Origin of the sequence: Hahella ganghwensis DSM 17046, assembly GCF_000376785.1 — a bacterium.
GTDB classification, from domain to species: domain Bacteria; phylum Pseudomonadota; class Gammaproteobacteria; order Pseudomonadales; family Oleiphilaceae; genus Hahella; species Hahella ganghwensis.
Genome location: NZ_AQXX01000086.1, coordinates 1 through 18,272 on the forward strand (window position 1 = coordinate 1; position 18,272 = coordinate 18,272).

At 49.0% G+C, this 18,272-nt stretch carries 13 protein-coding genes; 4 read left to right on the forward strand and 9 right to left on the reverse strand.

The window, feature by feature from the left end; translation table 11 throughout:
• Positions 1–193: 193 nt before the first annotated feature.
• From F566_RS0106235 to F566_RS0106245, 3 genes are all read right to left on the reverse strand, one after another.
• Entirely contained in the window at positions 194–2,800 is a 2,607-nt protein-coding gene (locus F566_RS0106235) for a M9 family metallopeptidase (RefSeq protein WP_020406125.1), read from the reverse strand.
• Between the two features lie 225 nt (positions 2,801–3,025).
• The gene (locus F566_RS0106240) at positions 3,026–3,577 is read right to left on the reverse strand and encodes a DMT family transporter (protein WP_211210607.1); all 552 of its coding nucleotides are present in this window, start codon (positions 3,575–3,577) and stop codon (positions 3,026–3,028) included.
• 26 nt (positions 3,578–3,603) lie between these two features.
• Complete coding sequence (locus F566_RS0106245; RefSeq protein ID WP_026179799.1) at positions 3,604–4,074, reverse strand: DMT family transporter; 471 nt, start codon at positions 4,072–4,074, stop codon at positions 3,604–3,606.
• Positions 4,075–4,202: 128 nt separating this feature from the next.
• Here F566_RS0106245 and F566_RS0106250 point away from each other — a divergent pair, with 128 nt between their 5' ends.
• Positions 4,203–5,123: a LysR family transcriptional regulator gene (locus F566_RS0106250; protein WP_020406128.1), complete on the forward strand. Its 921-nt coding sequence runs from the start codon at positions 4,203–4,205 to the stop codon at positions 5,121–5,123.
• On the opposite strand, the gene F566_RS0106255 is transcribed toward F566_RS0106250, so the two are convergent.
• Together F566_RS0106255 and F566_RS32100 are read right to left on the reverse strand one after the other, a co-directional pair.
• Positions 5,114–5,779 (reverse strand): glutathione S-transferase family protein, encoded by a 666-nt coding sequence (locus tag F566_RS0106255; protein WP_020406129.1) that lies wholly within the window; start codon positions 5,777–5,779, stop codon positions 5,114–5,116. The genes F566_RS0106250 and F566_RS0106255 overlap by 10 nt on opposite strands.
• Positions 5,780–5,970: 191 nt before the next feature.
• Positions 5,971–6,786 (reverse strand): hypothetical protein, encoded by an 816-nt coding sequence (locus F566_RS32100; RefSeq protein WP_020406130.1) that lies wholly within the window; start codon positions 6,784–6,786, stop codon positions 5,971–5,973.
• A 204-nt stretch (positions 6,787–6,990) separates the two neighbouring features.
• Between F566_RS32100 and F566_RS32105 the strand changes: the two genes are divergently transcribed.
• A complete protein-coding gene (locus tag F566_RS32105) occupies positions 6,991–7,683 on the forward strand; it encodes a transporter substrate-binding domain-containing protein (RefSeq protein ID WP_020406131.1) in 693 nt (230 codons plus the stop codon).
• A gap of 231 nt (positions 7,684–7,914) precedes the next feature.
• Positions 7,915–9,576, forward strand: a complete 1,662-nt coding sequence (locus F566_RS0106270; RefSeq protein WP_020406132.1) for a hypothetical protein — start codon at positions 7,915–7,917, stop codon at positions 9,574–9,576.
• Positions 9,577–9,661: 85 nt separating this feature from the next.
• On the opposite strand, the gene gloA2 is transcribed toward F566_RS0106270, so the two are convergent.
• The 4 genes from gloA2 to F566_RS0106290 all read right to left on the reverse strand — a co-directional run bounded on the left by gloA2 (position 9,662) and on the right by F566_RS0106290 (position 16,829).
• The gene (gene gloA2 / locus F566_RS0106275) at positions 9,662–10,063 is read right to left on the reverse strand and encodes an SMU1112c/YaeR family gloxylase I-like metalloprotein (RefSeq protein ID WP_020406133.1); all 402 of its coding nucleotides are present in this window, start codon (positions 10,061–10,063) and stop codon (positions 9,662–9,664) included.
• A 170-nt stretch (positions 10,064–10,233) separates the two neighbouring features.
• A complete protein-coding gene (locus tag F566_RS35265) occupies positions 10,234–12,204 on the reverse strand; it encodes a sensor histidine kinase (protein WP_020406134.1) in 1,971 nt (656 codons plus the stop codon).
• A gap of 10 nt (positions 12,205–12,214) precedes the next feature.
• Positions 12,215–14,458 (reverse strand): bifunctional diguanylate cyclase/phosphodiesterase, encoded by a 2,244-nt coding sequence (locus tag F566_RS0106285; RefSeq protein ID WP_020406135.1) that lies wholly within the window; start codon positions 14,456–14,458, stop codon positions 12,215–12,217.
• 286 nt (positions 14,459–14,744) lie between these two features.
• The gene (locus F566_RS0106290) at positions 14,745–16,829 is read right to left on the reverse strand and encodes a 3-hydroxybutyrate oligomer hydrolase family protein (RefSeq protein WP_020406136.1); all 2,085 of its coding nucleotides are present in this window, start codon (positions 16,827–16,829) and stop codon (positions 14,745–14,747) included.
• Positions 16,830–17,210: 381 nt separating this feature from the next.
• On the opposite strand from F566_RS0106290, the gene F566_RS0106295 reads away from it, so the two are divergent.
• Positions 17,211–18,257, forward strand: a complete 1,047-nt coding sequence (locus tag F566_RS0106295; protein ID WP_020406137.1) for an NAD(P)H-dependent flavin oxidoreductase — start codon at positions 17,211–17,213, stop codon at positions 18,255–18,257.
• Positions 18,258–18,272: the final 15 nt, after the last annotated feature.

The following is an 18,272-nucleotide window of genomic DNA, read 5'->3' on the forward strand; positions in this document are numbered from 1 at the left end:
AGGTCTTGCTGAAAATCCATAAAAAATCCGATGATGTTTCCATCATTGGATTTTCTATTAAGCCCTGCGCTAACTCAAACACTTAAGTGAACAGCATTGCGGCATCTACCGGGGCTTTTCTTTTCAGTTTGCAGGCAACTATTCAGTTTCAAGGTAGTCAGAAGAACTGACGAAAGTTGCCTGTTGATTGTCATTACCTCATGATCAATCGCAAACTCAGGTTTTCATACCCTTGTTCGGCTTTGAGCCATACATGGTAATAAGAACCTCCGACCGGGTTGTTAATGAGGACTTGCTCATAATTGTCGCCCCCCATTGAACGTTGGTCGTAGTTACCGGCATCCGGCCATCCATCACCGCGCACATAGATATCGGCATTACCGGAACCGCCCCAGGTGGCCAGTTCAAAGTAGCTCGTTCCTTCTGGAACATAGAACCAGTAGTAGTCACCATTTGTCGAAGTCAGGTTGTTACGAACGATATCTGATTTCAGCTCCGGGTCAGAAGAAGGCGTATCACTTCCACCGCCGTCACCACAGTCCGTCGGAACGTCGTCCAGGCCTACCGTAACACACAGACCCTCATACCCTGAGTTGGACCTCAACAGCACATGGTAATAAGTGCCACCTTCAGGAGATGAAATCTGAAGGTCATTATCAGCACTTCCTGACGCTGATTTCTGGTCGTAATCAGAGGTTGTGGGCCAGCCGTCATGTTTGACATAGACTTCCACATCGCCACTGCTACCACGAGTCAACAGATGCAGAATATTGGTGTTATGGGGAGCATATACATAGTAATACTCCTGAGATCCGGCACCGGCATTCAGTGTCTTTGGTTTGCCCGGTTGCAGTGCACGCGGGTCATCGTTGCCGTCATCGCCATCGTCACCATCCCCGTCATCTCCATCGCCGTCGTCACCATCATCGCCGTCGCCGTCATCTCCATCACCATCGTCACCGCCGTCATCATCACCGTTCAGAACCGCATCCAGCCAGCTGGAGAAGTGTGAATCATAACGCGTTCCCAGAGAGTCCAACCAGGCCTCAAAGCTTTCATAATCGCCAGACCGGAACCAGCTCAGGATCTGCTGGGTGTCCTCAGGGCGCTGTTCAAGCATATATCTGGCCGCCCAGTAGCCCCAACGATAAATGCGGTCAACGCTGTCATCGTAGGTATTACGCAGGATGGCGGAAAGCGCTACACGCTCCTTCCTGGCCAGCTCTTCTGCTGCAGGGTTATCGTGCTCCTTGGAAACATATTCTGCCAGACCTTCGGTCCACCAGACTGTCGGAACCTGCATGCCGGTCTGGAAGTCACCATAGAGATCGAAACGCCCGTCCAGATAGTGGGTGTATTCGTGCTCCAGGTTCCATACCCTGTGGTTGCCTGGTGCATAGTCTGCCTGATAGGCAATAAAGCGAGCCTGATTATTCGGATCCGCCGGGTTGCCTTCCAGGTACATACCACCATTGTTGGTATCAATACCGAACAGCAACCAACCGAAATCACCATAGGCACCGCTGTCTTCAAAAACCACCAGCTCAAGCTTGTCGTTAAAGTCATCGGCAACAGGCTGGTAACCGGTATCCAGCATGTCATGGAAAATACCAGCTCTCATGCCCAGTGTTTCGCAGGCAGAGGCAAGCTCGGTACTGTTCATGGCCTGAGCATTGATCGTGATCGTAGCGCTACAGTCATGCCGGACACCCAGCACAACGCTCTGTACTCGCTCCTTCACATTGCAGGCGTCATAGCGCTCACAGTTTTCCTTGTCATGCAGTTCGATGGCACCCGCCAGCAGAGACCACATGCTCACATTTTCCGGCGTTAACGGGTATCTCTGCAGAAGGTCACCCACCCAGGAACCAACCTGCTGACCGATGCCACCGTACTGCATAAAACGCCCTAACTCCCGGGTGGCATTCAGTACCAGATAATCACGATCTCCATCAAGCCATGCGCCATTATCAAGAATAAATTCATATAGCGCTCTTGGTACTCTGGAATCATTGAAGACCTTATCCTGGAAGTCTTCGTAATTGTGCCCACGAAAATAGATGGTGAAGATACTGTTCAAAGCTCGGGCGTAGGCTGGCTCTACTTCGGCACGTTCCTGTAAAAGCTGCAACCAGGTAACCGTGTTATAGACAAAGGTTCCCTGATTCAGAGAACTGTCGACCAGGGTTAACGCTTCTCCGAGAATCGAGGCATTCTCTGTTTTATGGAGATAACCCATAGCACGGTCCATAAACGCCGAGAGACCATTTGCTGCGCTTTGCTTCAGACGATTGCTATACTCTCCAACCTCATCAGAGTGATACCACTGAACGAAATAACCGGCACGCATATACAGGATCAACTGTTCCATGCCATTAGAGTTATTGCCCTGATAACGGCTAGACTCACTGGCAAAAGCCTGTGCCACGGTAATCATCTTGGATTCCTGGAACAAACCATGGGCCAGATTGCCCCGAGCCGAAAACAAATCGTTGATACAACCCAGATCAGATTGCTGAATCGCCTTGACCAAAGCTGACCCACTCAGCGATGCCAGTCCCTGGGAATCACAATCCGCGACTTCTTTCTCAATAACCATTTTCATGGTCTGGCGGGACTCCTCCGGAGTCACTAAAGGAGGCGGCAAGTCCTTTTGCTGCCTAATGGAGACAACATCTTCGTGCGCATGCACGGGACGGTTGTCCAACGTCCCTTTCACTGGCGGGAGACCAGCTTGCGCCGTACTGGCGAGCAAAGCGGTCCCAACGAATACTCCAACTTTTGCTTTCTTGCGAAACATAAGTCAGTCCTTTTTGGTTTTAGTTGAATGTGGAGTAGCACCTAGCCTCATAACCACATATCGAAGCATTCTATTAACATAGTTAATTTATTAAAATCGGCCAGGTCGGCTATCCCAGGGAATAGGCCATTTCACTTAGGATTAGAGAAATCGGAAAGGAAAATTAAAGATGTATCGAAAAGTGAGCCTTTAGCGCCCAAAAAATGGGACTTGGATCGTTATTTTTTAACGGCCATTTGTCGCGGCCGACTTTGACTTGATTTCGTCATGGCGGTCTATTTCTCGAATTTGAGAACCAGTCGAACTTTTTCGGGAAAGATAAACGCCCATCACAATCAAACCAACTCCAGCCAACTTCCAAAGCATGCCTGACGACTCACCTCCGGCATCCAGAATCACCCCCGCCAGCATCTGACCGCCAATAACCAGAACCGTCGTTCTCAACACACCAATACGTGGTAGCACAAAGCTATTGATCGCGACAAAGAGTGCACCCAATACACCACCCAGATAGCTTACAGCGGGAGCCTGAGACAGCGAGTTCAGCGTCGTACCACCGGACATCCACGACATCACTAATTGCCCTAAAAGCATTAACAGGGCAAGGAATCCAAAGCCGATCAAATGGTTGTAAAGAGAGGCCCTCAAGGGGCCTGTACTCATACCGAGTCGGCCGTTAATCACACGACTTGATGCAATACACCCACCATTCAGCAAAGCAAGTCCGATATAGCACAACACCCTGATACTCCTTTTCCGAACCTGTCGACGCTTCATATGCATCGCCCACAGACTTTAAAGATTCATGAAAAAATTATTATTCCGGCACCAGAGATAGTGCATAAACTGACGTGCGCATCCCTCCACTGCAGCTTCCTTCTGGGGATGCCAAAGAGCCCGAAATAGTCACATAACAAACCAAACAGTATTTGTCCGACCAGCATCAATGCCAGTGATCCGGACAGGCCCAGTGGACTGTTCACAGTGACAGCCGCCAGTACGACAGTCATCGCTCCTGGAACACCTCCCAGATAACACCAAAACGGAATCCGTCCGGCAGCCGCCCCTCTGCTTTGACGCTGGGCAACTGAGTGTTTCCTGGAACCAACGACCAAACACAATCCCCAGGCCGCCAATCCACCTACGCCATGGGCAACCCAGGAAGCCACAACTGGGGAGCTGAACTCCGCCAGTTGGCTGTTGATATTGATCATGACCGCCAACAATACCCCTGCACCAAGCGCCAGCACCCAGTCTCCCGAAATCTTTACCATCTGAATACCCCTTCTCTCCTGGGCTTCACTCTGCCAGTCAATTTTCTGCACACTTTATATTGTTTTCTATTGACTGATAATCCAGCTATCTGGAAACTTATTGTCAATTATTAGTTAACAATAAGTTTATGGACTACTTATCTGACATCCCGGTATTTCTTGCTGTAGTGGAATCAGGCGGTTTTTCTGCCGCCGGTGTGCGACTGGACATATCCAAGTCTGCCGTCAGTAAACGTATCAGCCACCTGGAAAGCAGGCTGGGCGTTCAGTTGCTGCATCGCACCACCCGCCGCCTCACTCTCACCGAAGCAGGAGAGCGCTACCTGGCCTACGCCCAGCAAGCTCAGGGTTTACTCGTTGAAGGCGAAGACGCCATTACCCAGCTTCAGGGGAAACCTCAGGGCACTCTCAGGATCAATGTTCCGATGGTATTTGGTCGGCTACATGTCGCGCCGCTGATACCGGCGTTTCTGTCAGCACACCCCGGCATCAGGCTGGATATGGTGATGGAGGATAAAATGGTTGATCTCGTGGAGGGCGGATTTGATATGGCGGTCAGAATCGGACATCTTCCCGACTCCAGCCTGATACAGAAAAGGCTTGCCCCCTGCCAAAGTGTTCTCTGTGCTTCACCAGACTATATCAACCAATTTGGCTCTCCCAGCACACCTCATGATCTGTCTAATCACAATTGTCTGAGTTATTCCTACTTCCGGGGTGGCAGCGAATGGACCTTTCAAAGCTCCGTCGGCGAAATCCGGATAAAACCTGAGGGTAACTACCAGGTAAATAACAGCGAGGCGCTTCAAAGCGCTTTATTGGCAGGCATTGGCATCTGCCAGATGCCGACTTTTATTGTCGGTCCGGATCTGGCAGCCGGCAGGCTCAAGCCTCTTCTAGAGGCATATCCACTGCCGCAACATGCCATTTACGCGGTACTACCCGAACGCAAATTTTTACCGGCCAAAGTCAGCACTTTCCTGGCCTTTCTGCAACAACACTTGGGAGCAGACATCCCGTACTGGGATAGCTACCCTAATCAGGCATAATCGTAGTCGCCGCCGGCAGCCAATGCCCTCTGGTAGGCAGGTCGCGCCTGAAACCTTTCAACATACTGACGTATATTCGGGTACCCTGCTGCAACACCTCTTGCCACCGAAGCCTCCAAAGGGAAGCTCATCTGAATATCAGCGCCGGTTATAGTGGCGCCAGCCATCCACTCATGTTGTTCCAAATAGGCTTCTACATAATCAAAATGGATTTTAATCTGGGGCCCAATAAACTGGCGTGTGGTTTCATCCGCAATTTTACGGACAATAGGTTTGACAAAAAAAGGCACAGGGTTGGTTTTGATCTTCTCAAAGACCAACCTTAGAAGTAAGGGCGGCATCAACGATCCTTCGGCATAATGCATCCAGTAGACATATTGGCGGTAATCCGCCGAACCAACAGCAGGTATCATTCTACCGTCACCATAGGTTTGTCCCAGATATTCAATGATCGCACCGGATTCTGCCAGTGTCGCATCCCCATCAGTGATCACTGGCGATTTACCCAGCGGATGCACCTTACGCAAACTGGGCGGCGCCAGAATCGTTTTGGGGTCCCGCTCATAACGCTTGAGATCATAGGGTATCTCAAGTTCTTCCAACATCCACAATATTCGTTGTGAGCGAGAATTATTCAGGTGGTGCAAAACAATCATTCGAGAACTCCTGGAGTGAAAAAAGCACTTACGTACAAACGAGGATCAATAGTTCAATCAATACGTAACAAGTCAACACAAGTTCACTGAAGTCTCGAGTTTTTCCTGCGAATCGTCAGAACAGAGCGCGGACACATATAATTGGTATACGGGTGACCAGGTCGCGAAAACAGGGCTGTTTTACAGAACGACTAATTAAAATTTTCCGGAGGATTCTTCAATAAAATTTGACGACGATGATCCAAAGAAAGGCGCTCAAACGCTGAGGCCCAGTGTTTTCGGATCAACCTGTCCATCAATCCACTTTCACGGGCAGCCAGAACGCTCTCCAGTACAATGGCTTTGTATTTTTCAGCTTTTTTGCTTAGATAGAACCTGAAATCCCGGTCGTATATCAACAACAGGTTGTTCTCTATCATCAGATAAGGATGCTGGTCAGCCTCTTCAACAACTTCAAACACGCCTCTGGAGAAGTAATCAAGGCCGCGTCGGCCAGAGGCAATCTGCCGGTACACCTTCGCCTGCCAGCCTCCTTCACGCTCGATATAGGGCAAGTCATTGAATTTCCAGACTTTGACGTCGTACCAGTTTTTTCCCAGTACCCCCACTTTATTGAGCTCTCGAAAATCATCCAGAGAATAAACCTCATCATACACATGCTGTTCGGTGGGGGGGATCAGAAGAACCCTGTGCCCAATCAATCCATTGGTAATCCCCACCTCGATAGGCACCATTTCATGATCTCTCTCATCAGTCTGAATCAACCAGGTCAGGGACAGATCACCATTCTGTACCATATAAACGGTTCGGGCCTGAGGCAGATCCTCCAATATATCAATAGAGACATCATGACCCATAACTTCCATCGATTGTTGAAGCAAATCAACAAAGTACTGCTGCCCTCCCGCTCGAATCAATCCCACCTTAAGGTCAATCTTTTCGGCCAAAGACACAGGCACACACAGCAAGGTGATGAGCTGAAGTAGAATAACACGCAGAGCCAACATCAAATGGTACTCCCGGGATTCAGATGCACTTCAAGTATAGCAATCATTATTCAAACAATTTGAACAAAACGCATACAGAGAACTACCCTTACATTTGTACTCCGTTTTTCCAGGAAAGCCTATAATTAAGAAGCCACACATAAAGGCCCAAGTCTATGAGTTATCCTCACAGGAGTTCCTCCAGAAGCTTAATTCCCCCCTTATGTGTCCCCCCAGTTGAAACATTACGGAGTCACCGCAAGGATTGTAAAAGAGGCTTTTGAAGAATCAGGGTATGAAGTGGTTTTCCAGTTTTTCCCCTGGAAACGCACCATTCTTATGTCAGAGCAGGGATTAGTCGACGCATCTTTTCCCTGGAGCCGTAAACCGGAGCGAGAAAAACACCATTTGTATAGTAAACCTGTCGGAGAATACGGCTATGTATTCTTCCATCAAAAAAACAGGTCATTCCAATGGAACACGCTGAAAGATTTACATGATATGACCATCGGCGGTACCAACAGCTACAACTACGGAGAAGAGTTTATCACTGCCGCTAAAAACGGCTATTTTCTCATTGAGTGGGTTCATTCAGACGAAATCAACTGGCGCAAGCTGCTGGCCGGCAGAATCGATCTTTTTCCTTCTGATGTTGAAGCCGGCTATGCCAAGCTCCGGGATATTTTTCCAGATGAAAAGGCAGATAGGATCACTCATCACCCGCACCCACTCAAGCCGTTAACCCCCATGCATGTCCTTTTCAGCAAAGAAAAGCCTGAAAACCAGGAGCGCCTTGAGCGATTTAATCAGGGAATAAAAAAGCTGATCTCAGACGGAAGATTTGAACAATATCTGATGGAATCCAGGCAAGGTAAATACAGGCTGATCACTGAAGATATCAGAGAGGAAGGTTTATAGTCAGCGTTCTGTCCTCCAATACGGCCAACCCTTAACGCCCTCGTATTTGTCACTACAAATCACCCCTTACCCAACATTGCTCCAGATGTTGACCTGAGCTGATGAAGTCATATTTTCAGGTTCCATTCAGAAACGATGTGCATAATCGGCCACCTGCACATTCAAACAGGAATGCAGCACTTCTCATGCAGTAATTGAGATTCTAAAATTGCAAAAAGGGAATATTAGCAAATGAGAAAGACATCCAGCTTTCCGGTTATCGCACTTTTATCATTCACCACAATCACATCACACGCAGCTTTTTTAGGAGCAGGATTCGACAGTGACCGCAATAAATCACTGCAGTCTAGTTGTCTTGCAGGCTCAATCACCACCACAGGGCAGGCTGACGTAGATATCACCGCCAGTTTCGATTCTGTACAAAACATTGCTGAACTTAATGAGGTATTGTTTACCAAAGTAAATGGTGAACCGGATCTGATCGAAAAGACCACCAATGAAACCCGATTGGAATTCAAACGTCTAATGACAGAAGGGGTCAACACCTATCCGATACTCATAACTTACAAATACAAAGCCCGGGAAAAAACCTATTCCCCAAACAATGAGGGTCTCCTCAATGAGTTTGGCCGGAAGGCGCTTAAACAGGGTAGTGATACATTTCAACGTCTCTGCGGCAATTCTTATGTCAGTCAGTTTGAACAAAGTGGGAAGTTGTTCTTCGGTATTCAGCTGGAGTTTGATAACAAGGGCGCTAAACAGGCTTTTGTGGACACAACAGATTTGAATTTCAATAATCTGGAGGATATCGAAAAAGCTCTGACCAGAGCAAACCGTTTGGGCAACTCCAAATTCCATGTCACAACGATGCAGATTGGTGGCCAAGAGCTTTCACTGGGGGAAATTCTTGGTGGCACAACTAACAATGGCACTTCATGCAACGATGCAGGAAACCTTCTGTGCAATCAATACCTCGATAGTCTGGCAAAATACACCTCACCTGACGGAGGTCTGATGAAATCATGGAAGTCAGGAACCGCCGTAACAGATATCAGAACAAGCAAGTATAGTGATCTTCCGCTGGGTTTAGATGAGCATCACTCCGAACTCACCGATGACATTTCTGACAGCAGAAACAAAATCGCCCGAGAATTTGAGAATCAACAGAGAATCCTGGCAAAAATCGACAGCGTTCTGAGGTTGCCTAACGATGGGTTGACCGGCGACAGATGGGAGAGACTTAAGAACCAATATCGCGATATCAAAATCGCTTCGGAATACAACGTTCAAGTACTGGCTGGAGCCATGAATACTTGTCACACTGATTTGGGCGCCTGTTACTCCACCAGTGTCAACACGTTGGCAAATCTGGACAATACAGAACTTCCTGCAGACCCGCACGCAGTGTATCAATACAGTAAAATCAGCGCCCGTAAAGGCGGAACAGAACTGTTCTGCCGCATTCCGGAAACAGCCGTGATTGTTGGCCTCGGTGCCCGGATTAAGAACGACGATGTAAAAGGCATTCGCCTGGGATTCCGGGAACTCGATGAAAACGGAACCTTGGGAGAGATTCAATACAAGCAATGTGGAAGTGGATCTGAAAGGTATGTCGAAGTGCCAGCGGGTTACGCTGTGACAGGTATCAAACTCCGAGTCAAGAACGATAACATTGCCGCTGTCAGCCTCCTTTCCAGAGAATGGGATGCAGAAAAACGCAAACTCATCGGACCAGTTGCATCCTCCACTAGTGGGAGAGGCTTTGAATTGTCGCTGGATACCCGAAAGTCAGATAACCTGAATACGAATCACGCCGTCCTGACAGGAATCGGACTCAAGGCGTCTTCTGACAATCTTTCGGGAATGACTGCGACAATCGGCTGGATTGAATAAAGGTCCTTTGCTGATCAATACAGGAGCTTCCCAGGAAGCTCCTTCTGTTCGCAGACAGTGCTATCGTCTCCTGCAGACTTATTGTTTATATAGTTCCAACCTGTTCATACAATTCCAACGGCAGGTCATCCGGGTCCTGGAAAAAAGTAAACCGCTTGCCGGTCAATTCGTCCGTCCGAACAGGTTCCACATCAACTCCATGTTCTTGAAGATGTACAATCGTCGAATCGAGATTTTCCACCGCAAAGGCCAGATGCCGTAATCCTGCCGCTTCCGGCTTGCTGGGGCGTGTCGGGGGATCCGGAAAAGAAAACAGTTCAATCTGACTGTGGTCGCCGATCGCCAGATCAAGCTTATATGACTTGCGAGCCTCCCGATAAGTCTCACAAATAATCGGTAACTCCAGGATTTCAGTGTAAAAGTGTTTGGATTTCGCATAATCACGACAAATGATTGCCACATGATGAATGCGGTTAATCTTGATCATCAATAAACCTTCTGTTTTTCATCGCTGTCCGGGAAACAACATTTTCGACCTATCCAGACAGTCCAACTGTTTCAACGAACTCATTGGAAATATCAGGTCACGCTATGACAGCAGCTTCCTGAGATATCCGACGTCATTTGCCAGCAGATTATTCCTGCAATGTCGATACTTCAAATAGAAACCACCTTAGGCAGTTCAATCGTGAAACAAGTTCCCTCATCTACGATACTCGTAACGCCAACCTTACCTCTTAACACATTCCGCACAAGATTGTGAACGATATGCAATCCCAACCCAGAACCTCCGCGCCCCATTCGGGTTGTATAGAATGGATCAAATATGTTCTTCAGCTTATCCTCAGGTATCCCTACCCCGTCATCACGGATACTAAATACGACGGCCTGATCATCACTGGAGACTAACGCAATATCAATATTTCCTTTATCTTTACCTTCAAATCCATGTATTAACGCATTCTGGATAATATTCGTCACCACCTGGCCAAGAGGCCCCGGATAACTATCCATCTGAATGGAATCCGGAATATTCAGATGTACTTCCGCCACAGATTTTCGTAACACAGGTCTCAGAGTGGTCACCACTTCATCCAGCACCTGACGCAGACTGAATGGACGTCGCTGAGAACTGGACTGATCAACAGCAACCTGCTTGAAGCTGCGAATCAATTCGGAAGCCCGTTCAAGGTTGCGGACAATAATATCCGACCCCGTCTGACTATGCTGCAACAGCTCCTCAAACTGTGAGCGGGTGAGGCTTCCATTATTGGCTGCCCCCCGAATAAGGGTATGTTCTTCCTGTAAGGAAGAAGCCGCCATTAACGCATTTCCTATCGGTGTATTCAGGTCATGTGCGATACCTGCCACCATCGCTCCCAAAGCCGCAAGTTTTTCTGAACGCACCAGCTCCGACTGAGTGTAGGTAAGATTTCGCAGCGCACTCTTCAACTCTGCATTGGTTTGGGTCAGGTCATGAGTTCTTTCCACCACACGCTTTTCCAACTCGATGTTCAGAGTTCTGATTTCCCGTTCCCGTATCTCAATTGCCTTGGCCGTTGATACCAGGTCAGCCCCCAATCGACGAAATTCCCGAACTCGGGACGGTGCGATTCCAAGTAGTTGATATGAGCCATCGGCTAACGCCTTGGCTAAGGTGGCATGCACTTCAAAACGTTGGCTGAGAAACCGGGTGACCAGACTTGCCATCAATATCGCACCAATGAGTCCCGCTATCATCGCGATTGCCAGAATGCTGTACAGAGGTTGGCGTTTTTCGTTCACTCCACTCAGGTCCTGCGACGCAATCACCAGCCAGCGAGGCGATTCTATAGCAACCCCGGTACCGAGCATTTCCTGACCGTTAAATGAAAAAGAGCGAGTCGCGGTTTCTCCCTGCAATCCCAAGCGCACCAGATCTAATTCACTTAAATCAATTTCTTTATCACTAAAAGACGCCTCGGGATGGATAATTAAATGGCCATGCTGATCAATAATCATGATCGTCAGTTGGTGGCGGGCAGCAATCTCTCGGACAAGCTCTTGTAGCTGGTTCACGGCAACTTCACCAACCAGTAAACCATCAGACGAGGGAATAGCGTAAGCGATGGAAAGCCTGTCCCCCATAGGTGAGGTATAAGTTTCTGACCACACAGGTTGTCCAGTAGCCAAAGCTTCGAGAATGAAGTCCCTCTGCTTCATACTTTGACCGATCAGCAAGTCACGCATCTGCCGCTTCTTCTCAGGCAAACCCACAAGAGTGATCTCCCCACTGATGTCGATCCAGTAGATCGCTTCATAGATTGGCCGGTTACCGGCAAATGTATCCATCAGATGCTGATGTACCTGAGGCGTCTCATGTCTGAAAACCTTTAGAAGCAGGCGGAGATCACTGACAGTATTCGCGAGTTGCTCACCAACTTGACCGGCTATCGCCCGGGACAAAGCCAGATGATTCTGCTCAATACTCTCTGTCATACGGGGCGAATAAAGAAACAATATCAACAGTGCCGTCACCACCACCGGCAAGACGCCAACAATGAGAAACTGGAGCAGAAGAATCGATCTTAGGGGCCACCCTTTCCGGGAATATCGAATCTGTTCTGAAAAACCTTCCGAAGACGTCATGGCTGACCGCCTATCCCTTATGCAAGTGCTGCTCGATCCAGCGCTCCACTCCTGATGAGTCCATCGGACGTGCGTAGAGATACCCCTGAGCTTCCGGACACCCCATGTGCAACAGAAGATCCGCCTGATCCGGGGTTTCCACCCCTTCTGCAATGACCTCCAGCCCAAACTGCTGGCCCAGACGAATGATCATTTCCGGAATACTCCGGCTTTGTTTTTCCGGCGACAGTTTAGAGACAAAGGACTTATCGATCTTCAACCGATCAACATTCAACTCCTGCAAATAACTCAGGGAAGAAAATCCGGTCCCAAAATCATCTATCGCGATCGTCAGTCCAAGAGACTTAAGCTGGTTCAGCGTTTTCTTCACTTTTTCCTGGTCAAGCATGGTGACCGATTCAGTAATTTCCAGCTCTACCAACTTGGGATCCACACCGGACTTTTCCAGAATTGAGGCAAAAGAGGCAACAAAGCCCGGATGGCGGAATTGTACCTGAGAAACATTGACCCCCATACGGGCCTGCAGACCAAATTTCTCTCCATTCCGAACTAATTCATCTATAGCCTGAGCGAACGCCCACTCCCCCAAGGGAACAATCAGACCAGAGGTTTCCGCTGTTGGAATGAAAGCGTCAGGAGGTACCATGCTTCCACTTTCTGTTCTCCATCGCATCAATGCTTCCATCCCTACAATGGTGCCGTCCACAAGACTGACCTGAGGCTGGTAGGCGAGGAACAGATTCCTGAAATCAAATGCTTTCCGGAGACTCTGCAGAAGCTTCACCCGACGCTGAGTGGCGATTTCCATTTCCCGGGTAAACTCCACACTGTCTCCGCGCACTGTTTCTTTTGCTCTTTTTAGAGCAATACTGGCACGCTTGATGGCTTCATTTGCGGAGTTGCCCGATTCAGCCAGAGACAGGCAGCCCTGGCTGATTGACATCATCTGCTCATTACCGTCAATGACAAATGGTTCCAGGAACACCGCTTTTACATTCTCCGGCGATAATTCCTCCTCCTGACCCAGAAGACCGAACTGATCACCAGCCATACGAGTCACCAGAACCTTCTGACCAAACCAAGCACAGAGACGCTCCCCAACCTTCTTTAACAGAGCATCTCCAAGGTTGCTCCCAATGGTGTCATTAATTTCGCTGAAGCCATCGATATCCAGCAGAACAATTCGAAGCGACTCTAATCCTTTATTAATAGCTTCATCCACCTGACTGGCAAAATATAATCGGTTGGGCAGACCCAGCAGGGAATCGTAATAGGCGTATCGATGCAGCCTTTCCACCATCACGACATTGTCCAGACAGATGGAAATATTCACACTGAAGACTTCCAGCAACTGCTTTTCCGTTTCTTCAAGGGGCCGATAGATTTCCACATATACCAACATGTCATCGCCGCTGCCATTGGCGAAATACAGCGCAGAAGCCTTTTCAGTCATCATATGGGACTGCCGATAGACGGCTTCCATCAGCAAACGGCGCATCTCGTTATCGTCAATGTCTTTTAACAGGCAGTTCATACTGTGACCAAATCGACCAGAAGCAGCGATGACGGTGAAGTGCCGTTCCTCCTCATCCACACTTTGATGATTATTCTTTTGATCAGCGAAGCTTCTGAGGCAGACAAGGCTATCCCCCACGATACCCAGTAAGGCGGTGATCTGGGTGATAATGCCGCTGGCGAATTCATGAAAACCACGCAAAGACATCAGTTCGCTGGAGGCTTTGACGATCATTTCCAGCCCCTGCTTACTGGCATCCAGTGCAACGATCTGGGAATAGGTTCGGATGGAGGCGGTCAGAGTGGTATAAAGTCTTGCCTGGGTTAGTTCCGCTTTGTTCTTGTAGTCATTGATATCATATTCACGGATTGCCTCGGTCTCAGGAGCATATCCAGGCTGACCTGTCCGCAATATGATACGGGAAGCCGTAATTTCCATATCCTGGCGAATGATACGAACCAGTTCAAGCCCTGCATGTTCGCTCTCCATCACGACATCCAGCAGGATCACCGCATAATCCTGACGCTGATGCAGTATTTCCATCGCTTCGGCAGCAGTGTAAGCATGATCGAACACCAGCTTTCTGCCCAGAATTCTGGCATTACGAAGCGCGAAAACTGTTGATTCATGGACATCCTTGTCATCATCGACAATCAGAATTTGCCAGCTTTTCTCTGAGCGGCCGGCATTATCCTCGTCACTTTCGTCAGCAAACTGCATGGGAATGTTGTCGGACATCTCCACCCCTGAAATTGCACTTTTCGTCGGTTATAGCGTGATGAGCAAAGGGTTATAAGAACTGGTATAGATGCAATTTGAGGGCATCGGAGTCGTACTAGGGCCGAAAGTTACCAAGAGTGACTAAGGCCGTAGATAGAGCCCGCAGAAAAAGCGAGAAATTATGGTTCAATCGCCTCATATCGGGGAAAACCAGTAACGATTGCCGGAAGCACTCAGGAGCTGCCTCCGGCGAGGCCCTCATCCAAATAAGACGTGGATTAAGCCAGGTAGGGGCGGTGTTCCGTTACTGACAATGATCCGGTAGCTCAATTGAGTCAGGGGCAAAGCTGATAGCGCAGTCCGATGACACCGTCTTCCGGATCGGTGGTAAGTTGGACAGCTCCAGAGGTGCAGCAGCCACTGATCTGGGAATTGTAGGTATAACCTGATGTTGAGGCAAAGGATGCCCATCCCGAAGATGTTCATACATCAGGTCCAGTGCCTGGGAAAAATAGTAATGCAGGCCGACATAGCGCGTCTGATACCCTGGGAGCAGCCCGTTGAGAACATCAAGATGATGGGCGTTCAGCACTTCCACATAGCTCAGATCGTTCTGAGTTTTTTTCCTGCGCTGGTTATCCGTCGCCCTGCTTTGTTGAGTCGCCACCCAGTTTTGATAAATAGCGGTATAAGCGCGCGAGGCATGATTAACAGGGATAATCGCATCAGATCGGCCATGAACAATGATCGTGGGAACCTTCAGTTTACGCGGATCGGCTTCTATTTCGCTGATACCTATGGCGACTCTTTTCGCCTCCGGACTATCACTGACGGCCAACTGCCGAAGACAGAAATGTCCGGCCATGTTCTGATCGAGACTTGAGATCCGGTCAATCAGGTCAGTTTTATTATCAATCAGCTGTACTCCCGCAGTGGGGGGTATCCCGTTTCCAGTAGCGAATACTGAAGCCAATTGAAGTGGGTTTCCCGGTGCAGGACCAGCAAAAGCATCCGTATACGCCATGGAGAAATCGCATAAATTGTCCGTCACTCCATACCGGCCATATGCATTGGCATAGGTCACACTGATGGATTGCGGCACCTGAATCGTATTATTGGCATGCTGGGTAAAATCCTGTTCAGGCACCAGACCATATTCACGCAGTTGAGTGCGCGCGTCAGTCACCAATGCCAATAAATTATTTCCTGATAGCAGGCCCTTTTCTTCCAGTGCCCAACAGCGATACTCACTTCCGCTTGGCACAGCAAACGGATCAGCGCCGACACTGGCACATGGTTGCAGAAGGTTCAGTAAAGTCGTGTAGTCCAGCAGGTTACGTCCGACCTGATCCCATTCCCAGATCCCCTGTTTTATTAATATCGGTGCTGAGAGTTCTGCCTTGGGGGTAATATTGGGCTCTGATACCACCACGGCATCAATCAAACCATACCGGTCCTGTTCTGCTGCTCGCAGTGAGGCCCCGCCTCCATTGGACACGCTGGCGGCAATGATCAACATATTCTCAGGTGTCAGCTTCCTCAAAACCCATTGTTCAGACAGGACCTGGCCAAAGTTCTCAGGTAAATTAAGTACATACAAAGCGACCTCCGCAGACTGCAAAACAAACTGCCCCCAGTCTTTTTCAGGATTAAGGCGGCTATGCGCATGTTTAAATGCCACCCGATGTGGATAAGCGGCTTTATATTCAGCCAGGTCACTATCATTGACCTTGAATTGAGCCGTTTCTCCAGCGGATTCTGCGGGGACAATAACACCATCCATCAAAGTGACCTGATCAGAATCCAGATCATGAATGCCATTACCCGTGCCTTTATCCGTGTAAGCCACCGCACAGCCCCGGTTCAATCCCCATTCTCCAGCAGTCCCGATCGCACCGTAAACCCCACGGGAACCAGATGACGCGCCAAGCACTAGACAGGGATTTTCGGGGTCAAAACTGTCCGGTATCTGAACCATGACGGTCACGTTTTGGTATAAACCCGATTGATCTGTCATGACCAGATATTCCTTACCCGGAATTTTTCCGCCATGAGACTGAATCTTGCCAGCAGAAATATTGGGACCATATAAACGACCAAACCCTCCAGATGTTGTTGTATCCAACAACGCCCGGTAGTTGTTATAAATTGCCAACCTGCGCAGTTCAGCTGCAGTCGGAAACATAGGGTCGGCAGGTAATGGCGCACCACCCTGTAAACCGGTGACTCCCAATCCAGCAGTCAGTAGGTCATCACTTTGGCCATCGTAGTAGGTCACTTGAGGATCGCCGACGATATAATCGGGCCGGGTGTTCAATTCATAGCAACCAGTCAGCAAGGCGATAGCACCTCCGAAGGCCAGTAATCGTAGGGTTGTATTGGAAAACATAAGTCAGGTCCCTTTTGTTTTTTTAAGCTTTGAGCAGGGGGATTCAGGATCGATCATTCATCGGCACAGCCCACTGCAACCAAACGACCATGACAATATTTTTTCTTTAGTTTCAGGAGATTACCTAGTCTCACCATCCACGATTTCCAGCGGAACATAGACATACTGAAATAGAAGTGTCTGACTTTCCGGATACCTGAGGAGATATCCCGCCCAACACGTCCGAATCATCGGACATGGTTGTCGACGTTTTCAGACACATTCAGGAAATCTATTCCAGAAATCAGTGGATAAGAGCAATTGCCCGATGGAAGTCAGCGTTATTTTGGCTACGATGGAGCCTTCATCTGGTGAGGAATAGCTTCTTTAGAAGGATTCAGTATGAACATCCAACAACTACTCGGTATCGAGCTTCCCATTATTCAGGCTCCCATGGCCGGAGTTCAAGATCATCGACTGGCCATTGCAGTGTCCAATGCCGGCGGTTTGGGATCACTTCCCTGTGCCATGCTGTCTCCTGAGAATCTGAGTCAGGCACTGAGAGTTATCCAAGAATCCACAGATCGCCCGTTTAATGTCAATTTCTTTTGTCATCATGTTCCTGCCCCCGATCATTCCAGAGAAGCTCTATGGCGAAAAACCCTGACTCCCTATTATGAAATATTCGGAATAGATTCAGAAACAATACCCACCGGCCCTGGGCGACAGCCTTTCAGCCGGGAAATCGTCGATATCCTAGAACCATTCAGGCCTCCGGTCGTGAGTTTTCATTTCGGCTTACCTGAACCTGCACTATTGGATCAGGTGAAAAGCTGGGGTTCAAAAATACTGGCGTCGGCCACAACAGTGGAAGAAGCAATCTGGCTGGAGAGAAATGGTGCAGATGCTGTCATTGCCCAAGGAGTGGAGGCAGGAGGTCATCGTGGCATGTTCCTGACAGAAGATCCCACCACCCAGATGGGGACCTTTTCTCTACTCCCCCAGATAATCGATGCGATTAGCCTGCCGACCATTGCCGCAGGCGGAATAGCATCATCCGAAGGGGTGACAGCAATGCTGCAGCTTGGCGCAGCTGGTGCTCAGATAGGAACAGCCTACATGCTCTGTCCAGAAGCAACGACGTCACGAATACATCGCCAGGCTCTACGGTCTTCAACGGCCAGACACACAGCCTTGACCAATGTATTCTCCGGCAGGCCGGCCCGTGGAATCGTTAATCGCATCATGCGTGAAATTGGCCCCTTTTGTGATACAGCCCCTCCGTTTCCAATGGCCGTGTCGGCAATGGCACCTTTAAGGGCGGCGGCAGAGAAACAGGGAAGTGGAGACTTTTCCCCCTTATGGGCCGGTCAGAATACCAGCGGCTGCCGAGAGATCTCTGCTGCCGAGATAACGCTAAACCTCGCCGGTCTTCCTTTATCTGGCTGACAAAGCAATACGGCT

Bases quoted from the DNA above. Each gene is read 5' to 3' on its own strand.
- gloA2 (WP_020406133.1), bottom strand. From the start codon at position 10,063: ATGATCAAGATTAACCGCATTCATCATGTGGCAATCATTTGTCGTGAT.
- F566_RS32100 (WP_020406130.1), bottom strand. From the start codon at position 6,786: ATGTTGGCTCTGCGTGTTATTCTACTTCAGCTCATCACCTTGCTGTGT.
- F566_RS0106290 (WP_020406136.1), bottom strand. From the start codon at position 16,829: ATGTTTTCCAATACAACCCTACGATTACTGGCCTTCGGAGGTGCTATC.
- F566_RS0106285 (WP_020406135.1), bottom strand. From the start codon at position 14,458: ATGTCCGACAACATTCCCATGCAGTTTGCTGACGAAAGTGACGAGGAT.
- F566_RS0106250 (WP_020406128.1), top strand. From the start codon at position 4,203: ATGGACTACTTATCTGACATCCCGGTATTTCTTGCTGTAGTGGAATCA.
- F566_RS0106245 (WP_026179799.1), bottom strand. From the start codon at position 4,074: ATGGTAAAGATTTCGGGAGACTGGGTGCTGGCGCTTGGTGCAGGGGTA.
- F566_RS0106270 (WP_020406132.1), top strand. From the start codon at position 7,915: ATGAGAAAGACATCCAGCTTTCCGGTTATCGCACTTTTATCATTCACC.
- F566_RS0106295 (WP_020406137.1), top strand. From the start codon at position 17,211: ATGAACATCCAACAACTACTCGGTATCGAGCTTCCCATTATTCAGGCT.
- F566_RS0106240 (WP_211210607.1), bottom strand. From the start codon at position 3,577: ATGAAGCGTCGACAGGTTCGGAAAAGGAGTATCAGGGTGTTGTGCTAT.
- F566_RS0106255 (WP_020406129.1), bottom strand. From the start codon at position 5,779: ATGATTGTTTTGCACCACCTGAATAATTCTCGCTCACAACGAATATTG.
- F566_RS0106235 (WP_020406125.1), bottom strand. From the start codon at position 2,800: ATGTTTCGCAAGAAAGCAAAAGTTGGAGTATTCGTTGGGACCGCTTTG.
- F566_RS35265 (WP_020406134.1), bottom strand. From the start codon at position 12,204: ATGACGTCTTCGGAAGGTTTTTCAGAACAGATTCGATATTCCCGGAAA.